Source organism: Streptomyces sp. GD-15H (assembly GCF_045291515.1).
Classification (GTDB): Bacteria; Actinomycetota; Actinomycetes; order Streptomycetales; family Streptomycetaceae; genus Streptomyces.
The window spans coordinates 5,608,232-5,629,517 of record NZ_CP149447.1 but is presented as its reverse complement, the minus strand read 5'-3'; the positions used below and the strand labels follow the sequence as shown (position 1 = coordinate 5,629,517).

The window sequence follows — 21,286 nt, the reverse complement described above, 5'->3', positions numbered from 1 at the left end:
AGTCCATGTACGACTACGACCTGCTGATCGTGGGGTCGGCCAACGCCGACCTGGTGATCGGCGTCGAACGCCGGCCGGACGCCGGGGAGACGGTGCTCGGCTCCGACCTGGCCGTCCACCCGGGCGGGAAGGGTGCGAACCAGGCGGTCGCGGCCGCCCGGCTCGGCGCCCGTACGGCCCTGCTGGCCCGGGTCGGCGACGACGCGCACGGGCGACTGCTGCTGGACTCGCAGCGGGCGGCCGGGGTCGACACGGTGGGCGTGCTGGTGGGCGGGGTGCCGACCGGCGTCGCGCTGATCACGGTGGACCCGTCCGGGGACAACAGCATCGTCGTCTCGCCGGGCGCCAACGGCCGGCTGACGCCCGCGGACGTACGCGCCGCCGGGAGCCTCTTCCACGCCTCCCGGGTGGTCTCCACGCAGTTGGAGATCCCGCTGGAGACGGTGGAGGAGGTGGTGCGCACGCTGGCGCCGGGCAGCCGGTTCGTGCTGAACCCGTCGCCGCCGCGGCCGCTGCCGTCCGAGGTGCTGGCGGCGTGCGACCCGCTGATCCTCAACGAGCACGAGGCGAAGGTGATCCTGGGTGAGGCCTGCGTCAGTGACAAGCCCGAGGACTGGGCGCGGCTGCTGCTCGCGAAGGGGCCCAAGTCGGTGGTCGTGACGCTGGGCGGTGAGGGTTCCCTGGCGGCCTCCTCCGACGGCGTCACCCGCATCCCCTCCGTACCGGTGCGCGCCGTGGACACCACCGGCGCCGGGGACTCCTTCACCGCGGCGCTGGCCTGGCGGCTCGGCCTCGGCGACTCCCTCGCCGACGCGGCCTCGTACGCGGCCCGGGTGGGGGCGGTGACGGTCACCAAGGAGGGCGCGCAGGTGTCCTTCCCGACGGCGACGGAGGTCGCCGCGCTGGGCTGTGCCGACCCGGGGGACGACCTCCGGACCCCCGGCCGGAGGTCGGACAGCGCGTCCGGGGCGGTTTCACAGGACGGGGATCGATGAAGAAGCACGGAATACTCAACCGGCGTCTCTCCGGTGCGCTGGCCGGGCTGGGCCACGGGGACGGGGTGCTGGTGTGCGACGTCGGGATGCCCGTTCCCGACGGGCCGCGCGTGGTGGACCTGGCGTTCCGTGCCGGGGTGCCGTCCTTCGCCGAGGTGCTGGAGGGGCTGCTGGCCGAGCTGGTGGTCGAGGGCGCGACGGCCGCGACCGAGGTGCGGGAGGCCAATCCGGCGGCCGCGGAGCTGCTGGCGGGGCACTTCCCCGAGCTCGGCCTGGTCCCGCACGAACGGCTCAAGGAGCTGACGGCCGGCGCCCGGCTCGTCGTCCGCACCGGCGAGGCCCGGCCGTACGCGAACGTGCTGCTGCGCTGCGGGGTGTTCTTCTGAACGTCCCGCAAGCTTCGAGGGGGCCCGGTCCGTTCGACCGGACCCCCTCGGTTCCCTCCCCCGCCAGAACCCCTCGGATTCCCCCGGGTCCCCTCCAGAAGTTCTGACACCAGGTACGACCCACGGGGTGGGAGGAGGGTTGCACGGCCCGGCCAAGATTTTTTCCGGGTCGTGCGGTGCGCGAGGTGCGGGCCGCGCCGCGCTACGCCGTGTGCTCCACGAACCGCCGTGCCGTCTCGGCGAGGAGTTCGCGCCCGTCCCGGGCCCACAGGACGTCGTTGAACAGCTCGACCTCGATGGCGCCGGTGTAGCCGGCGGCCTCCACGTAGCCCTTCCACTCGCGCATGTCGACGCTCCCGTCGCCGATCTGGCCGCGGCCGTTGAGGACGCCCTCGGGCAGCGGGGTGGTCCAGTCGGCGAGCTGGAAGGTGTGGATGCGGTCCTGGGCGCCGGCGCGGGCGATCTGCGCGGGCGCCGTGTCGTCCCACCAGATGTGGTACGTGTCGACCGTGACGCCGACCTGGTGCGCCGGGAAGCGTTCGGCGAGGTCCAGGGCCTGGGTGAGAGTGGAGACCACGCAGCGGTCGGAGGCGTACATGGGGTGGAGGGGCTCGATCGCCAGCCGTACGCCGTGCTGCTCCGCGTACGGGCCCAGTTCCGCGAGCGCGTCCGCGATGCGTTCGCGGGCGCCGCGCAGGTCCCTGGAGCCGGCCGGGAGGCCGCCGGAGACCAGGACCAGGGTGTCGGTGCCGAGCGTGGCCGCCTCGTCGACGGCGCGGCGGTTGTCGGCGAGGGCGGCGGCCCGCTCGGCGGGGTCGACGGCGGTGAGGAAGCCGCCCCGGCACAGGGTCGTCACCGTCAGGCCCGCGTCCCGGACCAGTTTCGCGGCCGCGTCGAGCCCGTACGCCTGGACGGGCTCGCGCCACAGGCCCACGCCCGGCACGCCCAGGTCGCGGCAGGCGTCGACGAGGTCCGGCAGGGAGAGCTGCCTGACCGTCATCTGGTTGATGCTGAAGCGTGCGAGGTCGGCTGTCACGGGGTCGCTCCGTACAGGTGCAGCAGGGTCCTCATCCGTTCCTCGGCGAGTTTCGGATCGGGGAACAGGCCGAGGCCGTCGGCGAGTTCGTAGGCGCGGGCGAGGTGCGGCAGGGAACGGGCCGACTGCAGGCCGCCGACCATGGTGAAGTGGCTCTGGTGGCCGGCCAACCAGGCCAGGAAGACCACGCCCGTCTTGTAGAAGCGGGTGGGGGCCCGGAAGAGGTGGCGGCTCAGCTCCACCGTCGGGTCGAGCAGGGCGCGGAAGCCGGCCGTGTCCCCGGTGTCCAGGACGCGCACCGCCTGGGCCGCCAGCGGGCCGAGCGGGTCGAAGATGCCGAGCAGGGCGTGGCTGAAGCCCCGGTCGTCGCCCGCGATCAGCTCGGGGTAGTGGAAGTCGTCGCCGGTGTAGCAGCGCACCCCCTGCGGCAGGCGGCGGCGCAGGTCGACCTCGCGCCGGGCGTCCAGCAGCGAGACCTTGATGCCGTCGACCTTGTCGGGGTGCGCGGCGATGACCTCCAGGAAGGTGTCCGTGGCCGCGTCGAGGTCCGACGAGCCCCAGTAGCCCTCCAGCGCCGGGTCGAACATGGGGCCGAGCCAGTGCAGGATCACCGGTTCGGCGGACTGGCGGAGGAGGTGGCCGTAGACCTCCAGGTACTCCTCCGGGCCGCGGGCGGTGGCGGCCAGCGCGCGGGACGCCATCAGGATGGCCTGCGCCCCGGACTCCTCGACGAGCGCGAGCTGTTCCTCGTAGGCCGCCCGCACCTCGGCGAGCGTGCCGGAGGTGATCTGATCGGTGCCGACGCCGCAGGCGATGCGCCCGCCGACGGCCCTCGCCTCGGCGGCGGAGCGGCGGATCAGTTCGGCCGCGCCCGCCCAGTCCAGGCCCATGCCGCGCTGGGCGGTGTCCATCGCCTCGGCGACGCCGAGCCCGTGCGACCACAGGTGGCGGCGGAAGGCGAGGGTGGCGTCCCAGTCGACGGCGGCGGGCGAGTCGGGTGTCGTGTCGGCGTACGGGTCGGCGACGACGTGCGCCGCGGAGAAGACCGTACGGGAGGCGAAGGGGGCCCCGGCGGCGAGCGCGAGGGGCTCGGTGCGGGGCTCGTACGTCCGCAGCCGGCCCCGCGCGTCGGGCAGTTCGATGGTCACAGTGAGATCTCCGGTACGTCGAGGCGGCGGCCCTCGGCCGACGACTTCAGGCCCAGCTCGGCGAGCTGGACGCCGCGGGCGCCGGCCAGCAGGTCCCAGTGGTACGGGGCGTCGGCGTGGACGTGCTTGAGGAACAGCTCCCACTGGGCCTTGAAGCCGTTGTCGAACTCGCCGTTGTCCGGGACCTCCTGCCACTGGTCGCGGAAGTCCTCGGTGGCGGGGATGTCCGGGTTCCACACGGGCTTCGGGGTGGCGGAGCGGTGCTGGACGCGGCAGCCCCGCAGCCCGGCCACCGCGGAGCCCTCGGTGCCGTCGACCTGGAACTCGACGAGTTCGTCGCGGTGGACGCGGACCGTCCAGGAGGAGTTGATCTGGGCGATCGCGCCGCCCTCCAGTTCGAAGACGCCGTAGGCGGCGTCGTCGGCGGTGGCGTCGTAGGGCTTGCCGTTCTCGTCCCAGCGCTGCGGGACGTGGGTGGCGGTCAGGGCCTGGACGGAGCGCACGCGTCCGAACAGCTCGTGCAGGACGTACTCCCAGTGCGGGAACATGTCGACGACGATGCCGCCGCCGTCCTCGGCGCGGTAGTTCCAGGAGGGGCGCTGCGCGGACTGCCAGTCGCCCTCGAAGACCCAGTAGCCGAACTCGCCGCGCACGGACAGGATCCGGCCGAAGAAGCCGCCGTCGATGAGGCGCTTCAGCTTGAGCAGGCCCGGCAGGAACAGCTTGTCCTGCACGACGCCGTGCCTGATCCCGGCGGCGTTCGCGAGCCGGGCCAGCTCCAGGGCGCCGTCGAGGCCGGTGGCGGTCGGCTTCTCGGTGTAGAGGTGCTTGCCCGCGGCGATGGCCTTCTTGATGGCCTCCTCGCGGGCGGAGGTGACCTGGGCGTCGAAGTAGACGTCGACGCTCTCGTCGGCGAGCACGGCGTCCAGGTCGGTGGAGAAGTGCTCCAGGCCGTGCCGCTCGGCCAGTGCGCGCAGCGCGTGCTCGCGGCGGCCGACCAGGACCGGCTCCGGCCACAGCACGGTGCCGTCACCGAGGTCGAGGCCGCCCTGCTCGCGCAGGGCCAGGATGGAGCGGACGAGGTGTTGCCGGTAGCCCATCCGCCCCGTCACACCGTTCATGGCGATACGCACCGTCTTGCGTGTCACGTCGTTCCCTTCGTACGCGGTCCCCGCGCGCCGCGTACGCCCCACCCGTCACGCGTCGGCCACCGACGGCCGACAGGGGCCGAGACTGGTGGCCGGTGACTGGCGAACGTCACAGCAAGCGCTTTCTATGCAGCTAGAAGCTAGCCTCTGAACGGCGGTCCGGACAAGACCGTGGCGAACCCGACTTGTTCGAGGGGACGAACAACGGGGCGTGGGGCCATAGGGTCTGCTCGACGGGCGGCCCCGGGAACCGCGGCGAGGGGCCCGGTGTGGACGACGACGAGACGACCTGCGCGACCGGAGGACAAGAAATGACGGTGACCCTGGCGGACGTGGCGGCCCGCGCGCAGGTCTCCCCCGCGACGGTGTCGCGCGTGCTGAACGGGAACTATCCCGTCGCCGCTTCCACCCGCGAGCGGGTGCTGAAGGCCGTGGACGAACTGGACTACGTGCTCAACGGCCCCGCGAGCTCCCTGGCCGCCGCCACCTCCGACCTGGTGGGCATTCTGGTGAACGACATCGCCGACCCGTTCTTCGGGATCATGGCGAGCGCGATCCAGTCCGAGATCGGGGGTCCGGGCGGGCGGGCGGGCGGGGAGAGGCTCGCGGTCGTGTGCAACACGGGCGGCACCCCGGAGCGCGAGTTGACGTACCTGACGCTGCTGCAGCGGCAGCGGGCCGCGGCGGTGGTGCTGACCGGCGGCGCCATCGAGGACGCCCCGCACCGGGCGGCCATGGACGCGAAGCTGCGCAAGCTGGCGGACGCCGGGACCCGGGTGGTGCTGTGCGGGCGGCCGCCGGCGCCGGACACCGGGGCGATCGCGCTGACCTTCGACAACCGCGGCGGCGGGCGGGAGCTCACCGAGCATCTGATCGGGCTCGGCCACCGCCGCCTCGGCTACATCGCCGGCCCGCAGGAGCGCACCACCACGCGCCACCGCCTCGAGGGACACCGGGCCGCGCTCGCCGCGCACGGCATCGAGGAAGACCCCCGCTGGACCGTCCACGGCCACTACGACCGCCGGTCGGGCTACGAGGCCACCCTCGAACTCCTACGCAGAGATCCCGGGTTGACCGCCGTGGTCGCCGCGAACGACTCCGTCGCACTGGGCGCGTCCGCGGCGCTGCGGGACTCCGGCCGGAAGATCCCCGACGACGTCTCGGTCGCCGGTTTCGACGACCTGCCGTTCAGCATCGACGCGGTACCGGCCCTGACGACGGTACGGCTGCCGCTCGCCGAGGCGGGGGCACGGGCCGGCCGGATCGCGATGGGCCGCGAGGAGCCTCCGCCCGGGGACATCGCATCCATCCGGGGCGAACTGATGGTACGGGGGTCCTCCGGACCACCGAGGGGTTGAGCGGGCCGCAGGGCCGCTCGGCCGCTCGAGTCCGGTTCCGCGACGCCGGGGCGCGAGGCCGGTCGTGTGTGCGGGGCGCGTCGGGCGCGGGACACCCCGCCACACGGGCCACGTCGGCCGCGCCGGCCCCATCGGCACGCGCCGGCCGCGTGAGGGCGCCTCAGCCGGACCGCGGCGGACGCGGAGCACGTCGGGCGCGGGACACCCCGCCACACGGGCCGTCGGCCGCGCCGGGTCGCATCGGGGCGCGTCAGTCGCGCGGGGCGCTTCGGCCCCGCGGGCCGTCAGCCGTGCGCGTCGGCGGACGTTTTCGGTGGGAGCGATGAGTTCCGCCGGTGGCGTCGGTCTGCACTTCCGTCATCGTCCCGGCGAGTGGAGCGCGCAGAACGCGCAGAAGGAACGGCAGCAGCCATGCGTATCGTGATCACCGAGTTCATCAGCCTCGACGGTGTCGTGCAGGCCCCCGGCGGCCCCGAGGAGGACACCGACGGCGGCTTCCGGCACGGCGGATGGTCGCACGCGTACTTCGACCCGGAGGTCCTCGGCGGCGCCTTCGACGCCGCGCTGGAGAAGGCCGACGCGCTGCTGTACGGGCGCCGCACCTGGCAGACGATGGCCGGGGCGTGGCCCCGGCAGGCCGGGGACCCCTTCGCCGACCGCATCAACGGCCTGCCGAAGTACGTCGTGTCCGACACCCTGGACGAGTCCGACCTGACCTGGAACAACAGCCGGCTCATCCCCGCCGGGGAGGCCGTCGCCCGCATCCGGGAGCTGCGCGCCACCGAGGGCGGCGACCTCGCGATGATGGGCAGCCCCACCCTCGTCCGCACCCTGCTGAGCGAGGACCTGGTGGACGAGCTGCAGCTCGTCGTCATGCCGGTGATCCTGGGCGGCGGCAAGTCGATCTTCCCCGTCGACGGCGTGAAGCGCCCGTTCGAGCTGGTCTCGACGACCACAGCGAAGTCGGGCGCCCAGGTGTGCGTCTACCGCAGGGCCGCCGTCTGAATCCGCGCGGGGCATCGTAGTGACGAGGGGGAGTCACCGGGGGGCGTCGCGGGTAGGTGCGTCCACATGAAGCTGGCGTTCTCCACCCTCGGTGTCCCCGGCCTGCCCATGACCGACGTGCTCCGCCTCGCGACCACGCACGGCTACCACGGCGTCGAACTGCGCGCACACCCCGAGGAACCGGTCAACCCGGGCCTCACCCCCGGCGAACGGGCCGACGTCGCGGCCGAGTTCAAGGCAGCCGGCGTCGAGGTCCTGGGCGTCGCGGGATACACCAGGGTCGCCGCGCCGGGCGAGGACGAGGCCGTCGTCGCCGAGATCCGTGCGCTTCTCGCTCTCGCCCGCGATCTCGGCGCCCCCTACGTCCGGGTCTTCCCCGGCGGCACCCCCGAGCAGACCCCCGAGGAGGCCGACGCGACGGCCGCCCGGCGCCTGGGCACGGCCGCCGAGTACGCCGGTGACCTCGGTGTGCGCATCCTGCTGGAGACCCACGACTCCCACCGCACCGGCGCCGACGCGATGAGGATCCTCGGCCTCGTGGGCCACCGACAGGTGGGCGCCCTCTGGGACGTGATGCACACCTGGCTGGGCGGTGAGCAGCCCGCGGAGAGCTTCGCGGCCCTCTCCCCCACCTCGGCTACGTCCAGGTCAAGGACATCGCCTCCGCCGACGACACGACGCCGCTCCCCCTCGGCGACGGCATCCTGCCGCTGGCCGACTGCGTGGAGATCCTCTCCCGCCACGGCTGGGACGGCTGGCTCTGCTGGGAGTACGAGAAGCGCTGGTACGAGCGGGCCGCCGACCTCCCCGGCCTGCTCGGCCCCGCCCACGCCCACCTCTCCCGCCTCCTCAACGACTCGGCGTGACCGACTCCCGGCCGGCGGATCCACTCCCCGCCCGGCGGGCGCCCCCGCACCCCGCGCCGTACCCCGTCCCCACCGCCAGGACCTGGCGAAAGCGATCCGGCGCGGCCGGTGCTTCGCCAAGGTCGCCCGCGACTTCCCGTCCTCGCAGGTGTGTTCCGCCTGCGGCTTCCGCGACGGCCCCGGATCGCTCAACATCCGGCAGTGGACCTGCCCGAACTGCGACACCCGGTACGACCGCGACTGGAACGCGGGCAAGAACGTTCGCCATGAAGGCCGCCGCATCCTCGCGGCGGCGGCACCACCCACCCCCGGACCGGGGGCCCGAGGCCAGTAACGGCAGCGGTAAACGCCTGCGGAGCGCACGCAAGACCAGGCAGCAGCCCGGCAGCGCGCACAACCCCCACCCACGTGGGGAGGAAACAGGAATCCCCCGAAGCCGGTGGCCCCTCGCTCAGAGGAGCCACCGACAGACGGAGAATCCCCGTGCGTCAGCGCGGGGAGGCGGAGGTCAAGAGTGGCTGGTGCGCACCCTCCGTGCCGCCCGGCACGAGCCGGAGATCGTGCACCAGGCGGACGAGAACCCGACCCTGGTCGCCGCCGGACTCGGGATCGCGCTGATCCCCCGGCTCGGGCGCGGACCGCTGCCCGCCGCGCCGATGGCGGCCCCTCCCGCGCATCACCCGCTCACTCGTGGCGCGCACTCCCTTGACTGGCAGAAACTTCCCGGATATTGGTGGCGTCTTGGAAGTTTCCTTCAGCGGATTCCCCCGCGGATCACCTCCCAAAGGAGCGCACGTGCCCGACAGCAGCACGGGAAACACGGGAAGCACCGCACGTCCGTCCAGACGTACCGTCCTCGCCGCGACCGCGGGCGTCACCACCGCCCTCGCGGCCGGCGGCACCGCGCACGCGGCCGGCGCCTCTCCCGCCTCCCCCGACGACAGAAAGCTCCGCGCCCTCGTCTCCCGGATGACCCTGGAGGAGAAGGTCGGCCAGCTGTTCGTGATGCGCGTCTACGGCCACTCCGCCACCGACCCGGACCAGGCGGACATCGACGCCAACCTCAAGGAGATCGGCGTGCGCACGGCCGCCGAACTGCTCGAGAAGTACCGGGTCGGCGGCATCATCTACTTCGCCTGGGCGCACAACACCCGCGATCCGCACCAGATCGCCGGTCTCTCCAACGGCATCCAGAAGGCGTCCCTCGGCCTGCCGCGCGGGCTGCCGGTGCTCATCTCCACCGACCAGGAGCACGGCATCGTCGCCCGCGTCGGCGAGCCGGCGACCCTGTTCCCGGGGGCGATGGCGATCGGCGCGGGCGGTTCCCGCTCCGACGCGCGCACCCTGGGCCGGATCGCCGGGCGGGAACTGCGCGCCCTGGGCATCCGTCAGGACTACGCCCCCGTGGCCGACGTGAACGTCAACCCGGCCAACCCGGTCATCGGCGTACGGTCCTTCGGCTCCGAGCCGGACGCGGTGGCGGCGATGGTCGCGGCCGAGGTCACCGGGTTCCAGCGGTCGGGGGTCGCGGCGACCGCCAAGCACTTCCCCGGGCACGGTGACACCGCCGTCGACAGCCACACCGGCTTCCCGGTGATCACCCACAGCCGTGAGCAGTGGGAGCGGTTGGACGCGCCGCCGTTCCGGGCGGCGATCGCCGCGGGCATCGACTCGATCATGACGGCCCATCTGATGGTCCCGGCACTCGACGGCTCCGAGGACCCGGCCACCCTCTCCCACCCGATCCTCACCGGCATCCTGCGCGAGGAACTGGGCTATGACGGGGTCGTGGTCACCGACTCCCTCGGCATGGAGGGCGTACGGACCAAGTACGGCGACGACCGGGTGCCGGTGCTGGCGCTGAAGGCGGGCGTGGACCAGCTGCTCAACCCGCCGTCCCTGGACGTGGCCTGGAACGCCGTGCTGAAGGCCGTCCAGGACGGCGAACTCACCGAGGACCGGCTCGACGAATCGATCCTGCGGGTACTGCGGCTGAAGGCGAAGCTCGGCCTGTTCGAGGACCCGTACGTCAGCCAGGCAGGCGTCGACCGCACCGTCGGCACCCGGGCGCACCTGGCCGCGGCCGACAGGATCGCCGAACGGACCACCACCCTGCTGGTCAACGAGCGGAGCCTGCTGCCCCTGTCCCGGCGCAGGCAGCCGAAGCTGCTGGTGGTCGGCGCCGATCCGGCCTCCCCGTCCGGTACGACGGGACCGCCGACCGGTGTGCTCGCTCAGGCGCTGACCGAGCTGGGCTTCACGGCCACCGCCCTGTCCACCGGGACGGCACCGTCCGCGGCGACGATCGCCAAGGCCGTGGCCGCCGCGCGGGACGCGGACGCCGTGGTCGTCGGGACGTACAACGTCTCGGCTGCCAGCAGCCAGCGGACCCTGGTCGAGCAACTCCTGGCGACCGGCCGGCCGGTGGTCGCGGTGGCGATCCGCAACCCGTACGACGTGGCTCACCTGCCCGCCGTACCGGCCTATTTGGCGACGTACTCCTGGACCGACGTCGAACTGCGGGCGGCGGCCCGGGTGATCGCGGGCAAGGTGGAGCCGCGCGGGAAGCTGCCGGTGCCGGTGCAGCGGGCGGACGACCCGGCGACGGTGCTGTACCCCGTCGGGCACGGGCTGACGTACTGACGGCCGACCCGTACGGCGCGTACGGGCGCATGGACGTAGCGCCCGTACGTCACACACCCGACACACCCTCACCGACGTGCGCAGAGTATCCCGTATGTCCGGCGTGACCCGCCCTGGCGGGTCACGCCGGCCGGGGGTGTCGGGGGATGGTGTCGCACATGAGGAGTTCCCTGGGAGCGGTGTGCGCGCTCGCCGCCCTTGCCGCGGCGCTGTCGACCGGATGTCAGAGCGCGCTCGGCGGCACCGGGCAGGACGGCCGCCCGGGCGAGGAGCGGACGGCGACGGCGTCGCCGGCACCGGGCCGGACCTCGGGGTACGGGGCGGTGTTCCTGGCGGTCGACGAGTGCAGTTCGTTCGGCCGGACCAGTTTCACCGAGGTGTCGTGCGACGGTGAACGGGCGGCGGCCCGGGTCGTCGCCCGCCACGACGGAACCGTGCGCGACGGGCCGCGCTGCCCGGCCACCACGGACTTCGTGCTGCACATCAGCGAGCAGCACCCCTCCTCCGACGAGGACGGCGACGGGGTGGTGCCGCGCGGCTACGCCTGCATGCGCAACCTCCAGCCGCCGCACCCGGGCGATCCCGGCGGCGGGGGCGGGCCGCGCACCATCGTCGGAGACTGCGTCTACGGCCTGCCCGACGGAAAGGTCCGCGAGACGGCCTGCGACGGCGAGGGGAAGCACAAGCCGGAGTACAAGGTGACCGAGACCGTGGACGCCAAGTCGCGGTGCCCGGCGTCCACGGCCCTCTTCGTCCGGCTCGGCGGCGCCACACCGGTGGGCTGCGCCCGCCCGGTGTGAGAGCCCCGAACAGAACGGGAGCCGGGCGCCCGTTCTGTTCGGGGCTCCAAGCCGCACGGCGCGTCCCTACGGACGCAGGGCCGGCTCCGCTCGACGTCCCGCCGGTCCAGCTTGGCGTCGAACGCCGCCAGCGGCTTCGCCTCGGCCGGGTTCTCCCGGACCGCGGCCGGCGCGACGTCCGCCCAGTCGAGGATGCGGGCCGTCGCCAGCGCCTTCTCCTCTTCGACCAGACCGGCCACATTGGCGCCGTGGTTCATGCCGGGGGCGGTCAGCACGTAGGAGTCGCGCGCGCCGTGCCCGAGCCGGAACGGCTCGGCGCCCCACGGGTCGTTCTCGCCGTAGACGAACAGCATGTGCCGGGCGTTGTGCCGCACCCAGGTGTCGACGTCCCGCATGGCCCCGTGCTCGAACTCCATCGGGATCGAGCGGGGGACGAAGGTGCGCGGCGGCTGGTAGCCGTACCGGACGTACTTCTTCTCGATGTGCGGGAAGTGGATGGTCGGCGCGCCCAGCTGCGTACCGGCCTGGTAGTAGTACGGCGTGTACGGGCTGAGGCCCTGGTCGGTGTAGAACGAGAAGCCGGAGATCGTGTCGATCGAGGTCCAGATCTCGTCGTCGGTGGCGTTCGGCGCGTCCGCCGGGATCTGCTCGCAGTCCGCCACCGTGCTGTACTGCCAGAAGCCCCAGACGTAGTCGAGGACGACCGCCTCGTAGGCGCGGTCCAGGCTGCCGACGGTGTCGAAGGTGTAGCCGTTCTCGGCGGCGAGGGCCGCGTACTTCTTCGCCAGCGGCGCCCGGCGTACCAGCGCCTCGCGCTGCACCGCGTTCAGCCGGTCGCGGCACTCCTTGGTGCCGACCTTCTCGAAGAAGCGGTCGTAGGCGGAATCCTCCCTGTTCACCACGTCGTTGGGGGCGACGTAGGCGACGACACCGTCCATGTCGCGCGGGTAGAAACGCTCGTAGTAGGTGGCGGTCATGCCGCCCTTGGAGCCGCCGGTGGAGATCCACTTCTCGGAGTAGATCCCCTTCAGCGCCTCGAAGAGGCGGTGCTGGTCGCTGGCGGCCTGCCAGATGTCCAGTGTGGACCAGTCGGCCGGGTCGGGACGGGACGGGGTGAAGAAGCGGTACTCCAGGGAGACCTGGTTGCCGTCCACGATCTGGGTGGGTTCGCTGCGGCGGGGCGTGGTGGAGACGTGGTAGCCGCCGGTGTAGAAGACGGTCGGCCGCGCCACGTCCTTGTGCAGCACGGTGATCCGCTGCTGGAACGTGCCCTTGGAGGGCCTGCGGTGGTCGACCGGCTGGGTGTAGTTGAGGACGAAGAAGCGGTACCCGGTGTACGGCTTCTCCTCGACCAGGCTCATGCCCGGTACGGAGAGCAGTCTCTCCTTGATGTCGGTGCTGCCGGTGGTGCTGCCGGTGGTGCTGCCGGTGGCCTGAGGCTCGGCGGCGGTGGCCGCGCTCGCCGCGCTCACCGTGCCGATGAGCATCGTGAGCGTGAGCAGCCATCTGAGCGCCTTGCGCATGCGCACTCCCCTGTGAGACAGATGTGCGCCGGAAGGTAGCGGACCAACTCGCGTGAGCACCAGGGGACATGGGGAATACCCTGTGTACGGAGGGGACAAAGGCCCTACACGGGACAGGGGGTGGGAGGCGACGGCTGTGGCGGCCTGTGCGGCGGCCCGACCCTGCTCAGCCAGCCGGTTCAAGACCCGCCCGGCGATCACCAGCTCCTCCCACTCGGCCCGGGCCTCCTGCAGTTTCTTGGCCAACTCCTCAGCGAGCGAATCCAGTTCACTCCGGCGAGCCGTGATCCGCTCCAGCTCGTGCACACCCACCCCCGCACTTTCCCGGCGTACCGGCCCAGTGACGGCTCGTGAGGGCGGCACAGCGGCCGGCGCAGCAGAACCGGCAACGGCACCGGCCGGCAAGCCAGACGATCCTCACTGTGGGCACCGGCCGGCGATCAGCGTGAGTATCCCGCCCGCCCCTCACACCGGACCCGTGGCCCGCACACTTCACGCCGCACAGTGCTCAATGGGGGCGCGGGCTCAGCACAGGATCCAGCCGGAGCTGAGCGAGTCGCCGCCCACCCGTCCCTTCACCCAGACGCAGCGGCGGCCGGCGTGCACGGTGACCGGGCCGGCGTAGCGCTTGTAGCGGCCCTCGTCGACGACCGGCCGGCCGCCGCGCGCCCGGATGCTCACCGACGTCGTCCGCTCGGTGCCGGGCTTCTTGGCGAGGGTGACGGCGCAGAGGTAGCCGCCGCGCTTGTGGACGACCACGGTGCCGGTGGAGAACGGCAGGGTGCGCACCTTGCGTCCGGGGCAGTGCGCGGCGGCCTGTGCGTCGCCCGGTGCGGCGACGACGAGCAGCCCCGACGCGGTCAGCACCGCCAGACCGAGCGCGAGCCGCCGGCGTATCGCTCCACTGCCCACTGCCGTTCCTCCCCCGGGACCGCACCGCACCTGCCGCACCCGCCGCGTACCACGGCGTACGCGTGTACGGACGCATGACGTACGGCGGATGGTTGCGTGTTCAGCGGCCGGCGCCGACCGGCTCCTCCGGTTCGGCCTGCCCGATGAAGGTCCGCCACAGCTCGGCGTACCGCCCGTCGCGGGCCAGCAGCTCCTCGTGGGTGCCGTCCTCCGCGACCCGGCCGCGGTCCATGACTACGACCCGGTCGGCGCGGGCGGCGGTGGTCAGCCGGTGCGCGACGACCAGCGTCGTACGCCGCCCCGCCAGCCGGTCCGTCGCCTGGTTGACCTGTGCCTCGGTGGCCAGGTCGAGCGCGGCGGTGGCCTCGTCGAGCAGCAGGACGTCCGGGTCGACCAGTTCGGCGCGGGCCAGGGCGATCAGCTGGCGCTGTCCGGCGGAGAGGTTCCGGCCGCGTTCGGCGACCTCGTGCAGATAGCCGCCCTCCAGCGTGGCGATCATCTCGTGCGCCCCGACCGCGCGGGCCGCCGCCTCGACCTCGGCGTCGGTGGCGTCCGGGCGGCCGTAGGCGATGGCGTCCCGGACGGTGCCCGGGAAGAGGTAGGCCTCCTGCGGGACCACGCCGAGCCGGTGCCGGTACGCGGTGATGTCGAGGTCCCTGAGGTCGGTGCCGTCGACGGTGACCCTGCCCCCGGTGGGGTCGTAGAACCGGGCCACCAGCTTGACCAGGGTGGATTTCCCGGCGCCGGTCTCGCCGACGAACGCGACGGTCTGCCCGGCGGGGATGCGCAGGTCGATGCCGCTGAGCGCCTCCTCCTCGTCCCCGTAGGCGAAGTGGACGTCCTCGAAGGCGATCTGTCCGCGCAGGGAGGGCACGCCGAGGGGTTTCGCGGCGTCCTCGGTGGACGTCGGCTCCCGGAGCAGTTCCTGGATGCGGCCCAGGGAGACGGTCGCCTGCTGGTAGCCGTCGAAGACCTGGGAGAGCTGCTGCACCGGAGCGAAGAACAGGTCGATGTAGAGCAGGTACGCCACCAGCGCACCGGTCGTCAGCGTCCCGTTGTCGACCCTGGCCCCGCCCACGATCAGCACCGCCGCCGCGGCCGACGACGCCAGGAACTGCACGAACGGGAAGTACACCGAGATCAGCCACTGGCCCCGGATCCGAGCGGCGCGGTAGCCGGCGCTGCGCTCGGCGAACCGCCGGTTGCCGTGCCGCTCGCGCCCGAACGCCTGCACGATCCGCAGTCCGGACACGGACTCCTGGAGGTCGGCGTTGACCGCCGACACCCGTTCCCGGGCCAGTTCGTACGCCTTCACGCTGGCCCGGCGGAAGAAGAACGTGGCGATGATCAGCGGGGGCAGGGTGGCGAAGACGACCAGGGCGAGCTGTACGTCGATCACCAGCAGCGCGCCCATGATGCCGAAGAAGGTGACCACCGAGACGAACGCGGTGACCAGGCCCGTCTGCAGGAACGTCGACAGGGCGTCGATGTCGGTGGTCATCCGGGTCATGATCCGGCCGGTCAGCTCGCGCTCGTAGTAGTCGAGGCCGAGTCGCTGGAGCTGGGCGAAGACCTTCAGCCGCAGCGAGTACAGCACGCGTTCGCCGGTGCGTCCGGTCATCCGGATCTCGCCGATCTGCGCGGCCCACTGGGCGGCCACGACGAGCAGGCCGAGCAGGGCGGCCGCCCAGACCGCGCCGAGGGCGGCCTGGGTGACGCCGTCGTCGATGCCGTGCCGGATCAGCACCGGCAGCAGCAGGCCCATGCCCGCGTCCACCGCGACCAGCCCGAGGCTGATCAGCAGGGGCAGGCCGAAGCCGCGCAGCAGGCGGCGCAGGCCGTAGGACTCCTCCGGTTGGACGGCCCGGCTCTCGTCGATGTCGGGGACGTCGTTCGCCGGGGGCAGGGCCGCGACCTGGGCGAGCAGCTCGGGGGTGGCCGGGCTGCCGGCCAGGGCGGTGTCCTTGGGCTCGCGGTCGCCGGTCCACAGGTGTGGCGTGACCCCGCGTTCGGCGTCGAACTCGGCGTCCAGCTCCGCGCGGACCGAGGTGTCCTCCGGGTGGGCCTCCTGCGGCGCGGCGGACGGGGTGTGGCCCGGGGAGACGCCGCCCAGCTCGTCGGGGTCGGTGAGCAGCCGCCGGTAGCGGGCGGAGCGCCGCTGGAGCTCGTCGTGGGTGCCGATGTCGGCGAGCCGGCCGCCCTCGAGGACGGCGATGCGGTCGGCGAGGTTCAGGGTGGAGCGGCGGTGCGCGATCAGCAGGGTGGTGCGGCCGCGCATGACCTCCGCCAGCGCCTCGTGGATCTCGTGCTCGACGCGGGCGTCCACGGCGGAGGTGGCGTCGTCGAGCACCAGCAGGCGCGGGTCGGTGAGGATCGCGCGGGCGAGCGCGACGCGCTGGCGCTGGCCGCCGGAGAGGGTCAGGCCGTGCTCGCCGACCGTGGTGTCGTAGCCGTCGGGCAGCTCCGTGATGAACCGGTCGGCCTGGGCCGCGCGGGCGGCGGCCACGATCTGCTCCTCGGTCGCGTCCGGGCGGCCGTACGCGATGTTGGCGCGCACGGTGTCGGAGAAGAGGAAGGAGTCCTCCGGGACCAGTCCGATGGCGGCCCGCAGCGACTCGGTGGTCAGCTCCCGCACGTCGTGCCCGCCGACGAGGACGGCGCCGCCGGTGACGTCGTAGAACCGCGGCAGGAGCAGGGAGACGGTGGACTTGCCGGAGCCGGAGGCGCCGACGACGGCGAGGGTCTCGCCGGGGCGGATCTCGAAGGAGAGGCCGTTCAGGACCGGGATGCTTTTTCCGGAGGGGGAGTCGTAGCCGAAGGAGACGTCGTCGAACTCGACGGTCGCGGGGGCGTCGGCGGGGAGCTCCTTGGTGCCGTCCGTCAGGGACGGCTCGGTGTCGATCAGCTCCAGGACGCGCTCGGTGCCGGCGCGGGCCTGCTGCCCGACGGTGAGGACCACGGCGAGCATCCTGACCGGGCCGACGAGCTGGGCGAGGTAGGTGGAGAACGCGACGAACGTGCCCAGGGTGATGCCGCCGCGCACGGCGAGCCAGCCGCCGAGCGCGAGCATCGCCACCTGGCCGAGGGCGGGGACGGCCTGGAGGGCCGGGGTGTACCTGGAGTTCAGGCGGATGGTGCGCAGCCGCCCGGCGAACAGCCGCCGGCCGACCTCACGCAGCTTCCCCGTCTCCTGCTCCTCCTGCCCGAAGCCCTTCACCACGCGGACGCCGCCCACGGCGCCGTCGACCACGCCCGCGACGGCGGCGGCCTGGGCCTGGGCGTACCAGGTGGAGGGGTGCAGCCGGGTGCGGCTGCGCTTGGCGATCCACCACAGGGCGGGCGCGACGGCGAGGGCGACGCCCGTGAGCGGCAGCGAGAGCGACGCCATGATCCCGAGGGAGATCAGGAACAGCAGGATGTTGCCGATGGTCATCGGCAGCATGAAGAGCAGGCCCTGGATCAGCTGGAGGTCGCTGGTCGCCCGCCCGACGACCTGCCCGGTGGACAGCTCGTCCTGACGGCGGCCGTCGAGCCGGGTGATCGTCCGGTACATCTCGGTCCGCAGGTCGTGCTGGACGTCGAGGGCGAGCCGGCCGCCGTAGTAGCGGCGGATGTAGGTGAGGACGTAGACGACGAGCGCGGCACCGATCAGGGCGCCCGCCCAGGGGGCCATGGCGCGGCTGTGGTCGCCGATCACGTCGTCGATGATCACCTTGGTGATCAGCGGGACCAGCGCCATCACGGCCATGCCGCCGAGGGAGGCGCCCAGGGCCAGGACGACGTCCTTGGGATACCGCCACGCGTATCCGGTCAGTCGCCGTGCCCATCCCTGTTGCGGTGTCACGCGGGTGCCCTCCGTCGTCCTGATCCGATCGTCCTGATCTACCGGAAGGCACCAACGCGATCCGCGGCGGATTTCATCCCGGCGCAACGATCGGGGCCGGTCGGAGCCGTACGCCAAGAGCGTGGAGGCGGGTCCGCCGCCCCGGCCGGCCACGCCGCAAGGGCGTCACGTAATCGCCACGTCTCGTACATTCCCTTGACCTCATGTCCATGCCACGATGCCGATACCCGTCATTCAACCCGCGTAGATCGGACTTCCCCACATGCCCGTGACACACATACGCCGCCGCTGGAAGACGCTCGCCCTGGCCACCTCGGCCGTCCTGGTCGGCCTCACCGTCCCCGCACTGACCGCGCCCCCGCCGGCGCCGCGACCACCGCGACCACCGCGTACGACGACACGTACTACGCGGGCGCGATCGGCAAGTCCGGCACGGCCCTGAAGAGCTCCCTGCACACGATCATCAGGAACCAGACGAAACTGTCGTACTCGGCCGTCTGGGAGGCCCTCAAGGTCACCGATCAGGACCCGAACAACAGCAACAACGTGGTCCTGTTGTACTCGGGCATCTCCCGCAGCAAGTCCCTCAACGGCGGGAACGTGGGCAACTGGAACCGCGAGCACGTGTGGGCCAAGTCCCACGGCGACTTCGGCACCTCCACGGGCCCCGGCACCGACATCCACCATCTGCGCCCCGAGGACGTCCAGGTCAACTCCATCCGCGGCAACAAGGACTTCGACAAGGGCGGCAGCCCCGTCACCAACGGCGGCGGCAGCCTCACCGACTCCGACTCCTTCGAGCCGCGCGACGCCGTCAAGGGCGACGTGGCGCGCATGATCCTCTACATGGCCGTCCGCTACGAGGGCGGCGACGGCTGGCCCGACCTGGAGCCCAACGGCAACGTCAACAACGGCAGCGCCCCGTACCACGGCCGCCTCTCGGTCCTGAAGCAGTGGCACGAGCAGGACCCGCCGAGCGCCTTCGAGAAGCGCCGCAACGACGTCATCTACACCTCCTACCAGCGCAACCGCAATCCGTTCATCGACCACCCGGAGTGGGTCGAGTCGATCTGGTAGCCCGCCGTCGGCCGGTGCCCCGTGGTGCCCGGCGACACCACCCCGAGTACCACGGGCGCACCACGTCCGGGCATGCCCGGTCGCCATCAACGTCCGGGCATGCCGCCGCGGGCGCCCCGGCTCTCGGCGATGCGGCGGACGTCCGTTGGCGGCGGCGCCTACCAGCTCCTCCAAGGCATGCTCACTCTGATGTGGTTCAAGGATCAACCTCCGGTGGCTTACTCGGAAGGCTCCATGGTCGGGAAGGTGCACGACTCCCCGACCGTGGTCACCCGGCTTCAAGGCGCCTACGATCTCGCAATGAGCGACGCCTTGTCCCTGAAGGAGTCCCTCGCCATGCTGAAGGCGACAACGAAGGACTAAAACACCGTGGTTGAAGACACGCCCCCAGAGGGCCCTTCGGTGCACGGCTGGCGCAAGTCGTCCTACAGCGGTCCCGAAGGAGGAAGCTGCCTCGAGATCCTGGACAACCACCCGTCAGGCGTGCCCGTGCGGGACTCCAAGGTTCCGGACGGGCCGGTGTTGGTCTTCTCCGTGGCGGGGTGGGCGTCGTTCACCGCCGCCCTCCAGCAGTGACCCATCCCGCGAAAACCGTGAGCACATCAGCCCCCACTGTCCAGATGTCACTCATTTGAGCGCTTAAGGGGCACTTTCCCGCCGACTGCTCACGGTTTTCAGCAAGATAGCTGCCGTGAGCCCACCCTTCAGGCACGGCCCCGACCCCCACAGCACGGGACAGGTGATCAGCACCGTACGCACTCTCATGCGCACGGAAGGCCTGAACCTACCCCTGGCCGCCATCGCTCGGGACTGCGGGACGACCCGCAACTTCCTTTATCAGAACTGGAAATCCGTCACCGCGCTGCATCTGCACGCACTACAGGCCGAGCTTGCGCACGCCTTCGTCACGGCGGACCGAGCCTGCCCGAGCGACGGCACGGTCCCGGGAATCACCCAGCACCTGACGGAGGTGGTCCGCACCATCCGCCGTCACCCGACCACGGCTGCCGTCGCCCGGTCCTCTCCCAAGGAGTTCGCAGCGGCGCACACGGCGCTCGACGGCCCCCTGGTGGGGATCGCGACGGACCGCATCGGCGATCTGCTCCATCCCCTCTGCCCTCACGGCGGGATCTGGGGCGACCGCGCGCTGGCCTCCAGGCCCTGGAAGATCCTCTGGACCGCCCGCCCCGCCGCCCTCTGCCCCGAAGCCGTCGGCGACCGACTCCGGGAGGACACCCTGGACAACGCCTTCACCGACCTGCTCAGCGACCTGCTGGAACCATGGGTGTTCGCGTAAGAACCCTGTAGACCCTCTTGGTCAGGAGCTACGAGGGGCAACGACTGCCTGGTGAACAGCCGCCGCTTCAGGGTGTCGGCCGATTGCCGCCATTGGGTGCGCGGCTCAGGTCGACGACGCAGAAGATGTTGTCGTCCGGGTCGGCGAGGACGACGAAGTCGGGGTTGGGTGGGTAGAGGTCCCAGTCGACGGACTGTGCACCGAGACTGATCAGTCGTTGGACCTCGGCTTGCTGTTCCTCCGTCGTATCGGTGAAAAGGTCCAGGTGGAGGCGTGGGTATGGCTCCGCGGGCGACGTGCTGCGAAGCAAGCCGAGAGCTTGGCCGGAGCCGTCGGCATGGTTGAGTGTCCGCCACGTCTCGCTCTTCCATTCCTCAGCGACCACCAGGTTCAGAGCCTGCGTCCAGAAGGCCACTGCGCGGGGAATGTCCGTGACACCGATGACAGGAATTCCGATCCTCAACATGCGGGCCAGCCTAAGGTCTGCCGACACTCCCTCTTCGTGTGGAAGCTCCGGACCGGGTGTCGGCGGGGTACCGGCCACACCCTCCTGGAGCGGGCCGACCAGGTCCGCACTCGTCTCCAGAACCTAGGGACGGCGTGCCGCGACAACCGCTGAACTGGCTGGGGTGGTGAGTACTTCAGTGGCGTCCAGGGCTGGATGGGTGAGGTAGAACAGGCGGAGTTCATCCACTTCGCCGCCGAAACGAGGCGGCCAACCAGGTGACGGGGTGAAGTCATCCAGGATGAGCAGGCCACCGGGAGCAAGCAACTCGACGACCCGCTGGGGATCGTCACGCTCGCCCCGTCGTCGCAGAAGAAGACGTCGAAGGGCGCATGCTGCTCGAGCAGCCGCCAGTCCCCGGTGAGAACACTGACGCGCCGGTCGTCCGCGAAGACACCGGCCACTCGACGGGCCAGTTCCTCATCGCGCTCCACGGTGACCAGACGTGCCCCAGAGCCCAGGCCGTCGTGCAGCCAAGCGGTACCCACTCCCGAGCCGGTACCGCTCTCGGCAATGACCCCCTGGGGCTTCGCGGCAGCGGCCAGCCTGAGCAGCCTGCCCACTTCAGGGGTGCAACTCTTCTTGAACCCTGCCTCGGATGCGATCCGCTCTGCGGTCACCACGCGAGGCGGAATCGGACGGTCTGTCATGTGGCCACGCCCCTTCACGGTGAACAGCACGCTATCCACCGGCAGAGACCTCCGCCCGGAGTTTCGGCCGGCCGACCATTCAGTCCACGTGCA

15 protein-coding genes and 6 pseudogenes are annotated in these 21,286 nt (G+C 71.8%); 13 read left to right on the top strand and 8 right to left on the bottom strand.

Annotated features, from left to right (window positions below):
- Positions 1-5: 5 nt before the first annotated feature.
- Positions 6-995, top strand: a complete 990-nt coding sequence (locus tag WJ438_RS26645; RefSeq protein WP_406729819.1) for a ribokinase — start codon at positions 6-8, stop codon at positions 993-995.
- Positions 992-1,381 carry a D-ribose pyranase gene (gene rbsD / locus WJ438_RS26640; protein WP_406727468.1) on the top strand — a complete coding sequence of 130 codons (390 nt, stop codon included), beginning with the start codon at positions 992-994 and terminating at the stop codon, positions 1,379-1,381. Before WJ438_RS26645 ends, rbsD begins: the two co-directional genes overlap by 4 nt.
- Positions 1,382-1,583: 202 nt before the next feature.
- Here the strand turns inward: rbsD and WJ438_RS26635 are convergent, their stop codons facing one another.
- Genes WJ438_RS26635 through WJ438_RS26625 form a run of 3 tightly spaced genes read right to left on the bottom strand, consistent with a single transcriptional unit; the run spans position 1,584 to position 4,713 of the window.
- Positions 1,584-2,381, bottom strand: coding sequence for a sugar phosphate isomerase/epimerase family protein (locus WJ438_RS26635; protein ID WP_406729818.1), 798 nt, complete (start codon positions 2,379-2,381; stop codon positions 1,584-1,586).
- Positions 2,382-2,413: 32 nt separating this feature from the next.
- Positions 2,414-3,565 carry a dihydrodipicolinate synthase family protein gene (locus WJ438_RS26630; RefSeq protein WP_406727467.1) on the bottom strand — a complete coding sequence of 384 codons (1,152 nt, stop codon included), beginning with the start codon at positions 3,563-3,565 and terminating at the stop codon, positions 2,414-2,416.
- Positions 3,562-4,713 (bottom strand): Gfo/Idh/MocA family protein, encoded by a 1,152-nt coding sequence (locus tag WJ438_RS26625; protein ID WP_406727466.1) that lies wholly within the window; start codon positions 4,711-4,713, stop codon positions 3,562-3,564. Before WJ438_RS26625 ends, WJ438_RS26630 begins: the two co-directional genes overlap by 4 nt.
- 311 nt (positions 4,714-5,024) lie before the next feature.
- On the opposite strand from WJ438_RS26625, the gene WJ438_RS26620 reads away from it, so the two are divergent.
- The 7 genes and pseudogenes from WJ438_RS26620 (at position 5,025) to WJ438_RS26590 (ending at position 11,385) form a co-directional block, all read left to right on the top strand.
- Positions 5,025-6,071: a LacI family DNA-binding transcriptional regulator gene (locus WJ438_RS26620; protein ID WP_406727465.1), complete on the top strand. Its 1,047-nt coding sequence runs from the start codon at positions 5,025-5,027 to the stop codon at positions 6,069-6,071.
- A gap of 411 nt (positions 6,072-6,482) precedes the next feature.
- On the top strand, positions 6,483-7,076 hold the full coding sequence (locus WJ438_RS26615) for a dihydrofolate reductase family protein (protein ID WP_406727464.1): 594 nt from the start codon (positions 6,483-6,485) through the stop codon (positions 7,074-7,076).
- A gap of 66 nt (positions 7,077-7,142) precedes the next feature.
- Positions 7,143-7,942, top strand: a pseudogene (locus WJ438_RS26610) (sugar phosphate isomerase/epimerase family protein).
- An 82-nt stretch (positions 7,943-8,024) separates the two neighbouring features.
- The gene (locus WJ438_RS26605; RefSeq protein ID WP_406729817.1) at positions 8,025-8,276 is read left to right on the top strand and encodes a zinc ribbon domain-containing protein; all 252 of its coding nucleotides are present in this window, start codon (positions 8,025-8,027) and stop codon (positions 8,274-8,276) included.
- A 178-nt stretch (positions 8,277-8,454) separates the two neighbouring features.
- Positions 8,455-8,634 (top strand): annotated as a pseudogene (locus WJ438_RS26600) (LysR family transcriptional regulator); the annotation flags it as partial.
- Positions 8,635-8,737: 103 nt separating this feature from the next.
- A complete protein-coding gene (locus WJ438_RS26595; protein ID WP_406727463.1) occupies positions 8,738-10,585 on the top strand; it encodes a glycoside hydrolase family 3 protein in 1,848 nt (615 codons plus the stop codon).
- A gap of 158 nt (positions 10,586-10,743) precedes the next feature.
- Positions 10,744-11,385 carry a hypothetical protein gene (locus WJ438_RS26590; protein ID WP_406727462.1) on the top strand — a complete coding sequence of 214 codons (642 nt, stop codon included), beginning with the start codon at positions 10,744-10,746 and terminating at the stop codon, positions 11,383-11,385.
- Positions 11,386-11,451: 66 nt separating this feature from the next.
- On the opposite strand, the pseudogene WJ438_RS26585 reads toward WJ438_RS26590, so the two are convergent.
- From WJ438_RS26585 to WJ438_RS26575, 3 genes and pseudogenes are all read right to left on the bottom strand, one after another.
- A pseudogene (locus WJ438_RS26585) lies at positions 11,452-12,908 on the bottom strand (S28 family serine protease).
- Positions 12,909-13,433: 525 nt separating this feature from the next.
- A complete protein-coding gene (locus WJ438_RS26580) occupies positions 13,434-13,820 on the bottom strand; it encodes a hypothetical protein (RefSeq protein ID WP_406727461.1) in 387 nt (128 codons plus the stop codon).
- Between the two features lie 100 nt (positions 13,821-13,920).
- A complete protein-coding gene (locus tag WJ438_RS26575) occupies positions 13,921-17,664 on the bottom strand; it encodes an ABC transporter ATP-binding protein (RefSeq protein ID WP_406727460.1) in 3,744 nt (1,247 codons plus the stop codon).
- Positions 17,665-17,926: 262 nt separating this feature from the next.
- Between WJ438_RS26575 and WJ438_RS26570 the strand changes: the two are divergent.
- From WJ438_RS26570 to WJ438_RS26555, 4 genes and pseudogenes are all read left to right on the top strand, one after another.
- Positions 17,927-18,741 (top strand): annotated as a pseudogene (locus tag WJ438_RS26570) (endonuclease I family protein).
- Between the two features lie 153 nt (positions 18,742-18,894).
- Positions 18,895-19,104: pseudogene (locus WJ438_RS26565) on the top strand (Scr1 family TA system antitoxin-like transcriptional regulator); the annotation flags it as partial.
- 6 nt (positions 19,105-19,110) lie between these two features.
- Positions 19,111-19,317, top strand: coding sequence for a DUF397 domain-containing protein (locus WJ438_RS26560; protein WP_406727459.1), 207 nt, complete (start codon positions 19,111-19,113; stop codon positions 19,315-19,317).
- A gap of 115 nt (positions 19,318-19,432) precedes the next feature.
- Positions 19,433-20,038: a hypothetical protein gene (locus tag WJ438_RS26555; RefSeq protein ID WP_406727458.1), complete on the top strand. Its 606-nt coding sequence runs from the start codon at positions 19,433-19,435 to the stop codon at positions 20,036-20,038.
- A gap of 67 nt (positions 20,039-20,105) precedes the next feature.
- On the opposite strand, the gene WJ438_RS26550 is transcribed toward WJ438_RS26555, so the two are convergent.
- Positions 20,106-20,504, bottom strand: coding sequence for a VOC family protein (locus WJ438_RS26550; RefSeq protein ID WP_406727457.1), 399 nt, complete (start codon positions 20,502-20,504; stop codon positions 20,106-20,108).
- A 123-nt stretch (positions 20,505-20,627) separates the two neighbouring features.
- A pseudogene (locus WJ438_RS26545) lies at positions 20,628-21,193 on the bottom strand (O-methyltransferase).
- Positions 21,194-21,286 lie beyond the last annotated feature (93 nt).